This is a genomic window from Streptomyces genisteinicus (genome assembly GCF_014489615.1).
Taxonomy (GTDB): Bacteria; Actinomycetota; Actinomycetes; order Streptomycetales; family Streptomycetaceae; genus Streptomyces; species Streptomyces genisteinicus.
The window spans coordinates 2400788-2414820 of sequence record NZ_CP060825.1 but is presented as its reverse complement, the minus strand read 5'-3'; the positions used below and the strand labels follow the sequence as shown (position 1 = coordinate 2414820).

12 protein-coding genes are annotated in these 14033 nt (G+C 74.7%); 5 read left to right on the top strand and 7 right to left on the bottom strand.

What is annotated here, in order from left to right:
* Positions 1 to 410 precede the first annotated feature (410 nt).
* A complete protein-coding gene (locus tag IAG43_RS10550) occupies positions 411 to 3332 on the bottom strand; it encodes a glycoside hydrolase family 84 protein (protein WP_187740494.1) in 2922 nt (973 codons plus the stop codon).
* A 272-nt stretch (positions 3333 to 3604) separates the two neighbouring features.
* Between IAG43_RS10550 and IAG43_RS10545 the strand changes: the two genes are divergently transcribed.
* From IAG43_RS10545 to IAG43_RS10525, 5 genes are all read left to right on the top strand, one after another.
* A complete protein-coding gene (locus IAG43_RS10545) occupies positions 3605 to 3859 on the top strand; it encodes a hypothetical protein (protein ID WP_187740493.1) in 255 nt (84 codons plus the stop codon).
* A gap of 13 nt (positions 3860 to 3872) precedes the next feature.
* Positions 3873 to 5993 carry a 4-alpha-glucanotransferase gene (gene malQ / locus IAG43_RS10540; protein ID WP_187740492.1) on the top strand — a complete coding sequence of 707 codons (2121 nt, stop codon included), beginning with the start codon at positions 3873 to 3875 and terminating at the stop codon, positions 5991 to 5993.
* A 23-nt stretch (positions 5994 to 6016) separates the two neighbouring features.
* Entirely contained in the window at positions 6017 to 6247 is a 231-nt protein-coding gene (locus IAG43_RS10535) for a hypothetical protein (RefSeq protein ID WP_187740491.1), read from the top strand.
* Positions 6248 to 6474: 227 nt separating this feature from the next.
* Entirely contained in the window at positions 6475 to 7413 is a 939-nt protein-coding gene (locus tag IAG43_RS10530) for a DMT family transporter (protein ID WP_187740490.1), read from the top strand.
* 75 nt (positions 7414 to 7488) lie between these two features.
* On the top strand, positions 7489 to 8397 hold the full coding sequence (locus IAG43_RS10525) for a LysR family transcriptional regulator (RefSeq protein ID WP_187740489.1): 909 nt from the start codon (positions 7489 to 7491) through the stop codon (positions 8395 to 8397).
* 32 nt (positions 8398 to 8429) lie between these two features.
* Here the strand turns inward: IAG43_RS10525 and IAG43_RS10520 are convergent, their stop codons facing one another.
* From IAG43_RS10520 to IAG43_RS10495, 6 genes are all read right to left on the bottom strand, one after another.
* Positions 8430 to 9791, bottom strand: coding sequence for a cytochrome P450 (locus IAG43_RS10520; protein ID WP_246574232.1), 1362 nt, complete (start codon positions 9789 to 9791; stop codon positions 8430 to 8432).
* Between the two features lie 29 nt (positions 9792 to 9820).
* Positions 9821 to 10966: a selina-4(15),7(11)-diene synthase gene (locus IAG43_RS10515; protein ID WP_223005925.1), complete on the bottom strand. Its 1146-nt coding sequence runs from the start codon at positions 10964 to 10966 to the stop codon at positions 9821 to 9823.
* A gap of 176 nt (positions 10967 to 11142) precedes the next feature.
* A complete protein-coding gene (locus IAG43_RS10510; RefSeq protein WP_187740488.1) occupies positions 11143 to 11760 on the bottom strand; it encodes a GTP-binding protein in 618 nt (205 codons plus the stop codon).
* Positions 11741 to 12100, bottom strand: coding sequence for a DUF742 domain-containing protein (locus IAG43_RS10505; protein WP_187740487.1), 360 nt, complete (start codon positions 12098 to 12100; stop codon positions 11741 to 11743). The genes IAG43_RS10510 and IAG43_RS10505 overlap by 20 nt, the downstream gene beginning before the upstream one ends.
* Positions 12097 to 12513, bottom strand: a complete 417-nt coding sequence (locus IAG43_RS10500) for a roadblock/LC7 domain-containing protein (RefSeq protein WP_187740486.1) — start codon at positions 12511 to 12513, stop codon at positions 12097 to 12099. Before IAG43_RS10500 ends, IAG43_RS10505 begins: the two co-directional genes overlap by 4 nt.
* Positions 12510 to 13985, bottom strand: coding sequence for a sensor histidine kinase (locus tag IAG43_RS10495; RefSeq protein WP_187740485.1), 1476 nt, complete (start codon positions 13983 to 13985; stop codon positions 12510 to 12512). The genes IAG43_RS10500 and IAG43_RS10495 overlap by 4 nt, the downstream gene beginning before the upstream one ends.
* Between the last annotated feature and the right edge of the window lie 48 nt (positions 13986 to 14033).

Genomic DNA, 14033 nt, shown 5'->3' with positions numbered 1-14033 from the left:
TGCCCCTGCACCCCCCACCCACTCACCCGCAGTCGGAAATGCTCCCTCCCCCCGTCCGGCCGGTGCGTTCGCCGCGGACACGGGGCGCGCAGGAGGCGTAAGCGCCCGACGGTCGTCCAGTTAGGGCGACGTAGGTCTGGGGCGAGCGGGCGCTCTAGCCTCCGGAGGGACCCGCAACTTCCGCTCTGCGGTGCGGACCCAGTTCGGGCAACTCAAGCCCGTCCGGCGTTTGAGGACACCCGCGCGGAGCGGGGGTGCACCACCCCCGCCCGCACATAGCACACATGCCCGACCGGGCACCCAAGCCTGTCCGGCGTCTGAGGACAACCCGCGCGCAGCGTGGGTGCGCCACCCACACACCCGCACCGCACCACCCCGTCCGGCAAGGACACCCCCCGCGCACCCCCCCCTCAGCGGTCCGCGACCGCATACGCCTCGACGGTGAAGAGGGAGTACCCGAAGCGGGTCGCCCGCTCGTCCCCCCGGATCCGGAGGAAGCGGGTGTCCTTCGCGTCCAGGCCGACGGTCTCGCGGCCGCCTCGGCCGTCGGTGACGGTGGCCGCCGTGTGCCAGGTGACCCCGTCGGAGGAGACCTGTACGCGGTAGGACGTCGCGTACGCGTCCTGCCAGTGCAGCACGACCTGCCCCACGCGTGCCGGGCGGGCGAGCTCGACCTGCCACCAGGCGTCCGGGCCGGTGGGCGAGGACCAGCGGGTGGCGCCGTCCCCGTCGGCGGCGGCGGACGCCGGGAAGTCGGCCGTCTCCTCGCCGGACGCGGACGCCTTCGCTCCGGGCGCGCGGACCAGGTCGGGCCCGCCGGTCCGCGGGAAGGCCCGCACGGTGAGTGTGGACTCCTGGCCGGCGAAGGCCAGCGGCACCCGGTACTCGCCCGACGGCGTGTCCTCGGGGACCGTGACCTCGACGGGGACGGTCGCGCGGGTGCCGCGGGGGACGGTGGTGCGCTGCGGCACCCGCACCTCGATGCCGGCCGGGGCCCGCGCGGTCAGCTCGCCCCGGACCTCGCCGGGGCGCTGGGCGGTCAGTCGCACGTCCGTGCGGAGCGGGGCGCCGCCGATCTCCGCCCCCGCCTGTTCGCGGTCGAGCGCGAGTCCGGCCGCGGGCTCGTCGGCGAACCAGGGGACGAGCGCGCGCACGGCCGGCGGCCGGGGGCCGTCCGGCGCGACCCGCAGCGCGTCCACGGTGAGCTCCTTGACGTCGGTCTGCGTCCAGCCGCCCGCGGAGAGCGGGGCGAGCCGCCGCCAGCCCTCGCCGGGCACATGTCCTTCGAGGTGGCCGGGGGAGGTGTGCCCGGGTTCGGTCATGGTCGTCACGGCGGTCACCGGGCGGGGCCCGGCGAGGCGGACGGTGTCCCCGCCCTTGCCGGCGCCCGCGCGGTCGGCGCCGGTCCAGGCGCGTGACTCCTTCTCCGCCCGGTCGAGGAACGCCCCGAGCACGCCCTTGCCGACGGTGACCCGGCTCGCCGAGAGCCGTTCGCGCAGTGGTTCCAGCGCGAGCGAGGCGTCCCAGGCGGCCTGCCCGTCACCGCGGCTCTGGGCGAGCAGCATGTCGACGGCCTTCTCGCCGGCGTGTCCGTAGCGGGAGAGCTGGTCCAGCCAGGGGCGTACCTCGTCGGCGAGGTCGCCGCCGGCCGTGGAGTCCAGCCGTCCGGGGGCCTCGCGCATCACGGCGAAGGCGGACCGCAGTGCGTCGGCCGCGCGTTCCTGGGCCTGTGCGTCGGTGGTGGCGCGGGTGCGCCAGAACTCGTCCATCAGCGGCCGCAGGTAGGCCGATTCCGTGTCGGGGCTGAGGATCGAGGAGGCGTCGTTGCCCGCCAGCGCGCCGAGCGCCTCGCGGGCGCGGGCGTCGCCGCCGGCCAGGTCGTCGAGCGCGGCGCGCCAGGACTCCTGGGGGCGGTAGCCCTTGGGGTTCCAGGCGAAGTCGGCGGCGGTGAACAGCGGGATGCGGGAGGCCGACGCCTGTTCCATGGCGTTGACCAGCAGGGCCGCCGAGCCGCCGGCGACCGCCGGGTCGCGGCCGGTGTAGGGGCCGAGGAAGATCCGGTCCTGGGCCCAGTCGTTGACGGGGTAGTTGTCCATGGTGACCAGCGGGCGGCCGAAGGCCTCCCGGGTCTCGGCCAGTTCGCGGCCGGTGATGGTGCGCGGCACCACGCCGACGCCGGTCCAGCCGACCCGGATGCCGTCGTCCAGCTCCGCGGCCAGAGCGCGCCGGTAGTCAGTGGGGCCGTCCTGGTAGTACTCGGTGGGCACCACGGACAGCTGTTCCGCGCCCGGGTGACGGTCCGCCAGGTGGCGGGCGACGGCGTCCGCGACGCGTGCGTGCGCCTTCGCCGCCGCGGCGGGCCCCGACCCGAAGGCCCTGGCGTCCTTCCCGCAGTGCCACTCGCTGTAGCTGACGTCCTGGAACTGGAGCTGGAACGCCCGTACGCCCAGCGCCCACATGGCGTCGATCTTGCGGTTCAGCGCCCGGATGTCGCCGTCGTCGGAGAGGCACATGGACTGGGCCGGGGCCACCGCCCAGGCGAGCACCACGTGGTTGCGCCGGGCGTGCTCGGCCAGCTCCCTGAACTCGGCGCGCTGCACGGCCGGATAGGCCTCGCGCCACATCGCCTGGCGGTACGGGTCGTCGCCGGGGGCGTAGAGGTACCGGTTCTGCTTGGTGCGGCCCATGAAGTCCAGTTGCTCCATGCGCTGCCGATGGGTCCACGGCGTGCCGTAGAAGCCCTCCGTGGTGCCGCGGACGGCGGTGCCGGGCCAGTCGCGGACCACGACGTGCGGGACGCCGTCGCCGGTGACCAGCTGGCGCAGCGTCTGCACGCCGTGGAACAGGCCGTCGTCACCGGTGCCGTCGAGCGCGACGGTGGCCCGGCCGGCGACCTCTCCGGAGGCGAGGCGGTAGCCGCCGCGGGGCAGGTCGCCCGTCTCCGCGGCGCGCAGCGCGTGCAGTGCCCGCCCGGCCCCGGGGCCGCCGAGGAGGAACACCGGACCCCGGCCGGGCAGCGCGTCGTGCACGGTCCGCACCCCGGCGTCGCGCAGGACGTCCTTCAGCAGGGCCGCGGCGTAGGGGTCGGTGCCGGGGGCCGCGACGACGGTCGCCTCGTGGCCCAGCGGCAGGACGCCTCCGCCCGCGCGCACCGACTGGGGGCGGGGCCAGAGGGGCGGGACGGCCGCGGCGCTCTCGGGGTCCCGGGCGGTGCCCGCCGGGGAGGCGGGATCGCCGGGTGCTGCCGCCGCCGGCTGGGCGCCGCCCAGCAGGCCGCTGATGACGGCCACCGCGAGCGCCGCCGCTGTACGCCTTCTTCCCGCGAGCCGCACGCCCGTGACTCCCCTCGGTCTCCCCGTTCCGCCGGGCTCCGAGCCCACCACCCCACCGCGGGGGTGTCAATGCGCGTGGTCGTTGCGCACCTTTTGCCCGGTGGTGGTGGATGATCGGAGCCGTGTCCGTCGCCGGGGCAGGCCGCCCCGGCCGGGAACGCGATGTGACCTGGGCCACGTTGACCGGACGTCGACGTCTGGGGCCGGGCTCACGGGGTAGGCCCCGGGTGACCCGTTCACGACCGTTCACGTTCCGCTTGGAGTGATTCACCGTGGCCGCATCCGCCCAGCTGCTGCTCGACGCCCTGTCCAAACAGGTCCCGCTCCAGCCGCAGCCGCCCATCGCCTGCCCGCTCGCGCACGACGCCCAGCCGCCGCTGGCCTACGACGTCCCGCTGACGAGCGAGCCCCCGCTGGCACACGCCGCTCCCCTCACCAGCGAGCCCCCGCTCGCCGATCTCGCTCCCCTGACCAGTGAACCGACCGCCCCGGCCACGGCGGGCGGCTCCGACGGCGCGGGGTTCTGACAGGAGAATCCGCATGGGCCTTCCCCGGCTCGCCGCGCTGCACGGCGTCGCCACCACCTTCTCGCCGTCCCCGGGTGTCACGCAGGTGGTGCCCGACGACACGGTCGTCGCCGTCCTCGGCGCGCTCGGCGTCGACGCGACGACGCCCGGTGCGGTGCGGGCCGCCCTGGACCGGGCCGACCGCGCGGAGGCCGAGCGCCTGCTGCCGCCGACGGTCGTGGTCTGGCAGGAGCCCGCGGGTCCGCTTCCGGCCGCCGGGCTCGCCGCCCTCCCCGCCGGCACGGTTCTGCGGGTCGAGACGGAGCAGGGTCCGGTGCTCGGCCCCGCCGCCCCCGCCCGTCCGGGGGCTCCGATGCCCGCCGGATGGGCCGCGCTGCCGCCCGGCGTCCACCGGCTGCGGGCCGAAGCGCCCGACGGGCGGGCGGGGGAGACCACGCTGATCGTGGCCCCCGGCCGGGCGCCCGGGCCGGGGGAGCGGTCCCACGGCCTCCTCGTCCAGCTGTACTCGCTGCTCTCCGGCCGTTCCTGGGGCATGGGCGACCTCGGCGACCTGGCCGAGCTGGCCACCTGGTCGGGGCGCTCCCTCGGCGCGTCCTTCGTCCAGGTGAACCCGTTGCACGCGGCCGTCCCGGGCGCCCCCTCCGACCCGTCCCCGTACCGGCCCTCCTCGCGGCGCTTCCCGGACCCCGTCCATCTGCGCATCGAGGACGTCCCCGAGTACGGCGGCGCGGACCCCGCGCAGCGCGCCCGGCTGGAGGAGCTGCGGGAGGAGGCCGCCGAACTCCGCGGAGCCGTCCTGCGCAAGGGCGCGCTCATCGACCGGGACGCCGTGTGGGCCCTCAAGCGCGAGGCGCTGGAGATCCTCCACACCGTGCCGCTCGGGCCCGGCCGGCACGCCGCGTACTGCGACTTCCTCGCCGAGCAGGGCCGCGCGCTGGAGGACCACGCGACCTGGTGCGCGCTCGCCGAGGTGCACGGCACCTCCTGGCGCGACTGGCCGGTCCCGCTGCGCGACCCCTCCTCGCCGGAGACCGCGCACGCGCGGAGCGAGCTGATGGACCGGGTCGACTTCCACTCCCGGCTGGTGTGGCTGACCGACACCCAGCTCGCCGCCGCCTCGCGGGCGGCCCGCGAGGCGGGCATGGGCGTGGGCGTGGTGCACGACCTGGCGGTCGGCGTCCACCCGGACGGCGCGGACGCCTGGGCCCAGCAGGACGTGTTCGCCGCCGGGATGTCCGTCGGCGCGCCGCCGGACGCGTTCAACGCCCGCGGCCAGGACTGGGGGCTGCCCCCGTGGCGGCCCGACGCGCTGGCGGCCTCCGCGTTCGCCCCGTACCGCGGGCTGCTGCGCGGGGTGCTGCGCAACGCGGGGGCACTGCGCATCGACCACGTCATGGGCCTGTTCCGCCTCTGGTGGGTGCCGGCGGGCGCCCCGCCCACCGCGGGGACCTACGTCCGCTACGACGCCGAGGCGATGCTCGCCGTGCTCGTCCTGGAGGCGGACCGGGCCGGCGCCGTCGTCGTGGGCGAGGACCTCGGCACGGTCGAGCCCGGCGTCCGCGAGGCCCTCGCGGCCCGCGGCGTGCTCGGCACCTCGGTGCTCTGGTTCGAGCGCGACTGGGACGGCGACGGTCTGCCCCTGCCGCCCGGACGCTGGCGCGAGGGCTGCGTCGCCACGGCGACCACCCACGACCTGCCGTCCACGGCGGCGCGGCTGACGGGCGGTCATGTGGAACTGCGCCACCGGCTCGGGCTGCTGACCCGCCCCCTGGAGGAGGAGCGGGCCGAGGACGCCGCCGACGTGCAGGCCTGGCTGGCGATGCTGGAGGAGTCGGGGGTGCTTCCGGAGGGCGCGGGCGACGAGGAGGGCGGCATCCGGGCCGTCTACCGCTTCCTGCTGCGCACGCCGGCCCGGATGACCGGAGTCTGGCTGCCGGACGCCGTCGGCGACCGCCGCCCGCAGAACCTGCCCGGCACCTGGGACCAGTACCCGAACTGGCGGCTGCCCGTGGCGGACGCCGAGGGCCGCCCGGTGACCCTGGAGGAACTCGCCGCCTCGCCCCGGCTGCACCGTTTCTTCGAGGTCTTCGGAGCGCCGGGGTCCCGTACGGCACCCCCGGGCGCGCGGCCCTGAGAGCGGTTCGCTACGTTGGCACCGTGGACAAGAAGAACGCTTTGCGCGCCGGCGCCGTCGCGGCCGGTACGACGCTGATGATGCTGCTGATGTCGTCCCCCGCGCTCGCGCTCACCCCGGACGACGGCGACGACCCGGGTACCGGCCTGAGCGTGGCCGAGACCCTCGGCCTGTACGTCGTGGCCCCGATCGTGCTGTTCGCGGTGATCACGGGTCTGGTGATGGTGCTCGACAAGTCCAGGAAGCAGAGCTGACGACGGGCGGGTGACCGCTGTCCGAGGACGCCCCCGGTGCGCTCGCACCGGGGGCGTCCTCGTGTGTCCGGGGGCGTGCGGCGGGCTCGGGTCCGTGGGTGCCGTCCCGCCTCGCGCCCCGTACCGTTCAGTTCTGCTGAACGGTACGAGCGGAATTCTTCGATGGACCTGAGGGGTCGTTCCGCGCCACCGTGGTGATGTCCGCATCACCCACGGAAAGGCACCAGATGACCGCGACAGCCCCGGGCCGTGTCCGCCGCGACGGGAACCTGCCCGTGCCAGTGCCGGGAGCCGGGCGCGGTACCGGCGCCGGGCTCCTGCTCGCGGCGCTCGCGACGGTGGTCTGGTCGGGCAGCTTCGTCACCTCGCGCGCCCTGCACGACTCCGTGCCGCCGGTGCAGGCCGCGTTCTGGCGGTGGGTCGTGGCCGTCGCGGCCGTCGCCCCGTTCGCCCTGCGGGCGGCCTGGCGGCAGCGCGCCGTGATCCGCGGGCATCTGCCGTATCTGCTGCTCGCCTCGCTGCTCGGGGTCACGCTCTACAACACCCTCGTCAACCAGGCGGGACTGACCACGACCGCGGGGAACATGGGCATGATCATGGCCGCGTCGCCCGTGCTGATGGCCGTCTTCGCCCGCCTCGGCGGCGCCCGGCTCGGCCCCCGCCGCACCGCGGGGATGCTGCTGGCCTGCGCGGGCGTGCTGCTGCTGGTCGGCGACGGCACGCTCTCCCTCGACCCCCGGCCCGGCGACCTGTGGATGTTCGGGGCGGCCCTCAGCTTCGCCGCGTACAGCGCCCTGCTGCGGCGGCGGCCCGCGGAGATCGGCGGGGTCGTGTTCCTGTTCACCACCTTCGTCGCCGGCGCCCTGCTGCTCGCGCCCGCCTTCGCGGTGAGCCTGGTGCTCCAGGGCGGCTTCGAGCCCTCCGCCGCCACGGTCGGTCCGCTGGTGTACGTGGGCGTCTGCTCGTCGGCCGTCGCCTTCTTCGCCTGGAACCGGGCCGTCGCCCTGATCGGCGCGGCCCGCGCCGGGGCCGTCTACCACCTCCAGCCGGTCTGCGTGGCCGCGCTGTCCGCCGTGCTCCTGGGGGAGTCCGTCGGGACCGCGGGGCTGCTCTGCATGGCGCTGATCCTCGGCGGCGTGGCCCTGGCGGCGGCCCGGGAAGGGTGAGCGGCGGCCCGGGCCGCCGCCAGGGCCACGCACCGGGCGCCCGGCGGCCCGGGCGGGCCGGATAGCGTGCGTCCCATGACGGAGTGGGACATCAGGAAGCTGTGGATCCTGCGGACGCTCGCGGAACGGGGAACCGTGACCGCCACCGCCGAGGCGCTGATGATGACGCCTTCCGCCGTCTCCCAGCAGCTGTCCGGGCTGTCCCGCAGGCTCGGCGTCGCCCTGCTGGAGGCCGACGGCCGCCGGGTCCGGCTCACGGACGCCGCGCACCTGGTGCTGCGGCACGCGGAGGAGGTGTTCGCGCAGCTGGAGCGGGCGGACGCGGAACTGGCCGGCTATCTGCGCGGCGAGACCGGCACGGTCCGGGTGGCGGCCTTCCCGACGGCCGTGCCCGCCCTGGTCGTCCCGGCCGTGCTGCGGCTGCGCGCCGCGCGTCCGGGGCTGGACGTCCGGGTGTGCGAGGCGGAGGCGGCCGAGGCGTACGAGCTGCTGGCGGCGGGCCGCGCGGACCTCGCGCTCTCGCTGGCCGCCCAGGCGCCCACGGCACGCGACCCCGCCTTCACCCTGGTGCCGCTGCTCGCCGACCCTCTCGACGTCGCCCTGCGGGCGGACCATCCGCTGGCCGCGGCGGACGGGCTGCGGCTCGCGGACCTCGCGGGCGAGCCCTGGATCTTCGGCGGCAGCGGACCCTGGTCGCGGATCACGCTCACCGCCTGCGAGACGGCCGGTTTCGTGCCCGAGCAGGCGCATTCGGCGACCGGATGGAGTGCGATCCTCGCCATGGTGGAGGCCGGCATGGGCGTCGCGCTGGTACCGCGGATGGCGGCCGCCGAACGGCGCGGCGGCGTCGTCATGCGCGTGCTCGCGGAGGACCAGCCGCGCCGGCACGTGGTCGCGGCGACGCGGCGGGGCGCGGAGGCGGCGCCGGGGACCGCCCGGGTCCTCGCCGCCCTGCGCGCGGCCGCGGCCGGCACGGGCGTGTGACGCGGGCCGGGACGTCCCCGGCCCGCCGCCGCTCACGCGTCCCTGGGGGTCACCACCATCGGCATCAGGTCGGCGTGGGCCACGGCCGAGGCGACCTCCTTCGGGACGTGCCCGGGCGCCGGGCGCAGGGACCAGCGGGACAGGATGGTGGCCAGCGCGATCGTCGCCTCGGTCCACACGAACGAGTCCCCGATGCACTTGCGGTTGCCCGCGCCGAACGGGATGTACGAGGTGCGGGCGATCTCCCCGCGCCGCTCGGGCAGCCAGCGGTCCGGGTCGAAGCGGTCGGCGTCGGCGTACAGGCCCGGGTCGCGGTGCAGGGCGTAGAGGCTGAAGCCGACCTCGGTGCCCGGGGGCAGCAGATAGCCGCCGAGTTCCACCTCCGCGGTGGTGCGGCGCATCAGCATGGTCACGCCGTGCAGCCGGATCACCTCGTCGAGGACCCGGCGCACGCCCTCCAGCCTGGGCACGTCCTCGACGGTGACGGGGCGGTCGCCGACGACGTCCTTGATCTCGGCGACCAGCGCCGCCTCGGTCTCCGGGCTGCGGGACAGTTCGTAGAACGTCCAGGACAGGGTGGCGGCGGTGGTCTCGGCGCCGGCGAAGAGGATGGTGCTCAGCTCGTCCCTGACCTCGACGTCGGAGAGCGCGTCGCCGGTCTCGCCGTCGCGGGCGTCCAGCAGCACCGACAGCAGGTCGTTCTGCCCGCCGGTGCCGGAGCGGCGGGTCTCGGCGACGACCTCGTCGATGACCTTGCGCAGCGTGGACGCCGCCGCGTCGAAGTCGCGGTTGGCGCGGATCGGGAAGCGGTCGAGGAACCGCGGGGAAGCGGCCCTCATCAGCAGGTTCTTCAGGACGATCGGCAGGTTCTCGCGGACCGCGACGACCGCGGGCCGGCCCAGGTCGGTGGAGAAGAGCGTGGTGGCCAGGGTCTCGATGGCGTACTGGGCCATCGCCGCCTCCAGCTCGACGGTCTGGCCCGGTGTCCAGGAGTCCGCCAGGCTGCGGGCGTTGGCGCTCATCGCCTCCGTGTACTGGGCGATGCGCTGCGGGTGGAACATCGGCTGGATCAGCCGCCGGTGCCTGCGGTGCACCTCGCCGTCGGAGTTGGCCAGCCCGTTGCCGGCGAGGGGCCGCAGCCGGTCGAAGAAGCGGCCCTTCTCGAAGCTGCGCGCCTGGCGCACGGTCACCTCGTGGACGAGGTCCGCCGAGGTGGCGACGTACATCGGGAGGGTGCCCAGGTTCACCCTGACCAGGTCGCCGGAGTCGCGCAGGGAGCGCAGGAAGCCGAGCGGCTCGCGCCAGAGGCTGAGCGCGTGGCCGAGGAGGGGGATGCCTCCCGGCGCCACGGGCACCGATCGCAGGTCGGCCGCGGGAGTACCGGCGAGGGTCACGGGAGAATCCTTTCCGCTGTGGGGTGGGTCTACGGGGCGGTGCGGGCGGCGGTGGGGGCGGCGGTCAGGTCGCGGGCCGGCGCGGGCACCAGGTCCCACCACCAGTCGACCGCCGGTATCCCGAGGGGCTCGTGGCGGTCGTCGGTCGGGGTGTCGCTGAAGACGGGCGGCAGGTTCGCCGGGTCGTCGGGGGTGGTGTAGCGCACGGAGCTGATGCCCCAGTCCTGCGCGCCCCGGATGAAGCTGGAGAGGTTCGCGACGTACTGGCGCAGCTGCGGGCTGCCCTCGCGGGAGAGCTGCTCCGCCAGGCGCACGTACAGGCACATCACCCGGTCCCGCTGGCCGATCGCGGTCCGCAGCGCCTTCTCGGGGGACAGGCCCTCCTCCTCCAGGACGCGCAGGGCGTTCAGGTAGTAGCCGGAGGACCGGCGTTCCTTGTGGTGGGAGAAGATGTCGTTGTCCCAGGTGATGATGAACGAGGCCATCTCGGCGGCGGCGCGGACCGCGGTGCGGTCGCGCTCGTGCGGCTGGAGTTCGAAGCCGTAGCCCATCTCCAGCATCGGCAGCACGACCGAGGTCGCCCCGTCGTACAGCCGCATGAGGGTGTAGTCGTTGAGGTCGGGCACGGTGCCGGCGCGGCGGTGGGCGGCCTCCCAGACCACGGAGAAGAAGTACTCGCGCAGGGCGTCGATCCAGCGGGCGGTCTGCCCCGGGGTGCCGTAGCGGTCCACCCGCAGGCGCAGGTCGCGCAGGCCGGCGGCGAGGGGGTCGTCCGTCATCATCGGCGCCTCGGGGTTCTGCGCCACCCGGATCAGCCGGTGCAGCAGGCCCGCCAGGTCCCCCGGCCGGTGCCCCAGTTCGCCCTCCTCGCAGTGGCCGTCGTCGACGCCGAACAGCCACAGCACGAAGTCGGCGAGGAGCGAGACGACCTCCTCCTTGCCCTCGGGCAGGATCCGCGCGGAGAAGGTGCCGATGTCCTGGACCACGAGCTTCGCGCGCAGGTCGTCCGAGCCGATGCGGAAGGTCTCCGCCCAGGCGGCGGTCTGGACGTCTATGTCCGCGTGCCGGGGATGGATGGCCGGTGGTATCGGCGTGAAGATCGGCGGGATGGTGGGGCCGGTCTGCTCGGGGGTCACGGCGGCCTGCCTCTCGATGCGGGTGCGTCGCGTCAACATCGTTGTCACATGCGCAACGTGCACCACAGAGTGATCAACTATTGCGCATCGTACTCAGCCATGTTGGCCGATCCAATAGGACGATCCCCCGGCAGAACAGGAAGAAGCGGGCGGCGGTTGGCCGGAACCCTCGCGTGGAACGCGCCGGGTTCCGGCCAACAGCCGCCCGCGACCGGTCAGCCCCCGTGGGCCGTCGCCAGCGTCTGCAGATAGCGCATGAGGGCCATCAGCACGTCCCGGCTGGACGCCCGCGACCGGGCGTCGCACAGCACGATCGGCACGTTCGCCGGCAGGTCGAGCGCCCCGCGCAGCTCCTCCACCGGGTACGCGGGCGCGTCCGGGAAGGAGTTGACGGCCACCACGAAGGGCACGCCCCGCTCCTCCAGCCGGCCGATCACGTCGAAGCTGACCTCCAGCCGGCGGGTGTCGACGAGCACGACGGCGCCCAGCGCGCCCTCGAACAGGCCGCGCCACAGGAACCAGAAGCGCTCCTGGCCCGGTGTGCCGAACAGGTAGAGCACCAGCTCCTCGTTGATGCTGATGCGGCCGAAGTCCATGGCGACGGTCGTCGAGGTCTTGCGCTCCACGCCCGCGGTGTCGTCGACGCCGACCCCGGCCTGGGTCATCGTCTCCTCGGTCGTCAGGGGCCTGATCTCGCTCACCGAGCCGACCAGGGTGGTCTTGCCGACGCCGAAGCCGCCCACGATGACCACCTTGACGGCGGCCGTCGCGGTCGCCGGCAGCACATCCTCGCTCCGCGGCCCAAGAGCCTGCTCAGAGCTTTCGTAGTCCATCGATCACTGCCTCAATCAAAGCGCGGTCGGGAAGGACGGCCGCGCGGACGGGTGCACGGGCGAGCACCTTGTCGTCGGCCATCAGGTCGCTGAGCAGCACGGTGACCACACTCACCGGCAGGCTCAGATAGGCGGAGATCTCGGCGACCGACAGCGGCGCCTGACAGATCCGGATGATCGCCGCGTGCTCCGGCTGCATACCGGGCTTCGGCCCCGACCTGGCCACGATGAGGGTGACCAGGTCTAAGGCGGTGGGCGAGGAGGAGCCGCTCCGGCCGCCCGTGATCACGTACAGCCGTTCCGGACTGGTCTCCTCCCAGTCCGCGCCCGCGTCACTCACGCGGTCGGTCCTTCATGCCGCGGCGGCGTGCTCAGGTGCTCTCCGATCCGCAGTACGAGGTCCCGCATGCGCTGGCCCATCAGTCCGGCGTCGACGCCCTCGTCGGCGAGCACGGCGAGGTAGGCGCCCGAGCCGGCCGCCATGAGGTAGAAGAAGCCGCCGTTCATCTCGATCACGACGAGGCGCATCTGGCCGTCGCCGTGGGGGAGTTCCGCGGCCACGGCGCCCGCCAGGCTCTGCAGGCCCGCGCAGGCGGCGGCGAGCCGGTCCGCGGTGTCGGTGTCCGAGCCGTACTGCGCCATCCGCAGTCCGTCGGCGGAAAGGACGACGACGTTCCGGGTCTGCGGTACGCCCTCCGCCAGGTCCTTGAGCATCCAGTCCATGTTGGTCTGGTGGGACTGCCGCTGAATCATGGCTGCTCGTTTCCGTTGTTCGTCTTGGAGGTGTCACCGGACAGGCCGCTCTGGAACGCGGCCAGCCACATACCGGGCTGGACCGCGGGCTCGGCTTCCGGCTCGGGCTCCGGGGCGGTCAGGTGGGCTGCGGGTGCTTCGGCCGGAGCGGCGACACGTGACTTCCGGCGCCGCTGGGGCAGCCCGCCCGACGTGCGCTCCGTCACCGTGGGTGCCTCCTCGTCCCGGGGGAGTGGCTGCGGCCCCGTGGCCTGCCGGGGCAGCCGCGCGGGGGCGGGCGCCTGGGCGGGCAGGGGCGCGGGGGCGGAGCCGGCCGCCCGGGGGCCGGACGCCGTGCCGATGCCGTGCGCCAGGCCGGTGGCCGACGCCGAGGTCGTGATCAGGTCCTGCGGCACGACGAGGACGGCGCGCACGCCGCCGTACGCCGAGGAGCGCAGCGAGACCTGGAAGCCGTACGCCTGCGCCAGCCGGCCGACGACCGCGAGGCCCAGGCGGGGGGTCTCGCCCAGGTCGTTGACGTCGATGCCCTGCTGCGCCTGCCGGAGCATCCGCTCGGCCCGCTGGCGGGCCTCCTCGCTCATGCTGACGCCGCCGTCCTCGATCTCGATGGCGATGCCCGACTGGACGTCCACCGCGGTGAGATGGACACGGGTCTGCGGCGGCGAGTAGCGGGTGGCGTTGTCCAGCAGCTCCGACAGGGCGTGGATGAGCGGCTCGACGGCGGAGCCGACGACGGCCACCTCCGAGACGGTGTGCAGCTCCACCCGCTGGTAGTCGATGATCCGCGACATCGCGCCGCGCATCACGCTGTACAGCGGGACGGACTTGCTCCACTGGCGCCCGGGGCGCGCGCCGCCGAGCACGGCGATGGAGTCGGCCAGCCGGCCGATCAGCGCGGTGCCGTGGTCGATGCGCAGCAGGTCGCCGAAGACTTCGGGGGTCCGGCCGTGCCGGTCCTCCATCTCCCGCAGCTCCTGGGCCTGCTGGTGGACGATGGCCTGCACCCGGCGGGCGATGTTCACGAAGGCGCGCTGCGCGGAGCCGCGCAGGTCCTCCTCGGCGCTCACCGCGTCCACCACGGAGCGCAGCACCGCGCGGTGCTCGACCGAGGCGTCGAGCGACGCGAGCACGTCCTCGGGGAAGGCTCCCTTGCGGAGCTCGCCCACCACGTGGGGGAGCAGTTCGCCGGCGAGACGGCTGGTCTCGGCCGACTGGCGGGCGTTCTCCGCCTCCTGTGCGGCGAGCCGGTCGCGCAGTTCGGCGATCACCTGGCCGCGCCGCACCACCTCGGCGCAGGCGAGGCCGACGGCGACCACCGTCGCCGCGGAGACGATCACGACGGGCGTGCGGGCCGATGCGGAGACCAGGAAGACGGCCACGATCGCGGCTGCGACGGTCGCGGCAACGGGCAGCTGCCACACGAGGCCTGACCTCGGCCGCGGACTTCCGGTCGACGTTCCCTGTCGAACCATCAGCATCCTCAGAATCGAACGGGAAAGATCATATGACGACGGGCGGGA

Coding starts and splice junctions, on each gene's coding strand:
- IAG43_RS10530 (WP_187740490.1), top strand. CDS start 6,475: ATGACCGCGACAGCCCCGGGCCGTGTCCGCCGCGACGGGAACCTGCCC.
- IAG43_RS10515 (WP_223005925.1), bottom strand. CDS start 10,966: ATGTTGACGCGACGCACCCGCATCGAGAGGCAGGCCGCCGTGACCCCC.
- IAG43_RS10495 (WP_187740485.1), bottom strand. CDS start 13,985: ATGGTTCGACAGGGAACGTCGACCGGAAGTCCGCGGCCGAGGTCAGGC.
- IAG43_RS10510 (WP_187740488.1), bottom strand. CDS start 11,760: ATGGACTACGAAAGCTCTGAGCAGGCTCTTGGGCCGCGGAGCGAGGAT.
- malQ (WP_187740492.1), top strand. CDS start 3,873: ATGGGCCTTCCCCGGCTCGCCGCGCTGCACGGCGTCGCCACCACCTTC.
- IAG43_RS10525 (WP_187740489.1), top strand. CDS start 7,489: ATGACGGAGTGGGACATCAGGAAGCTGTGGATCCTGCGGACGCTCGCG.
- IAG43_RS10500 (WP_187740486.1), bottom strand. CDS start 12,513: ATGATTCAGCGGCAGTCCCACCAGACCAACATGGACTGGATGCTCAAG.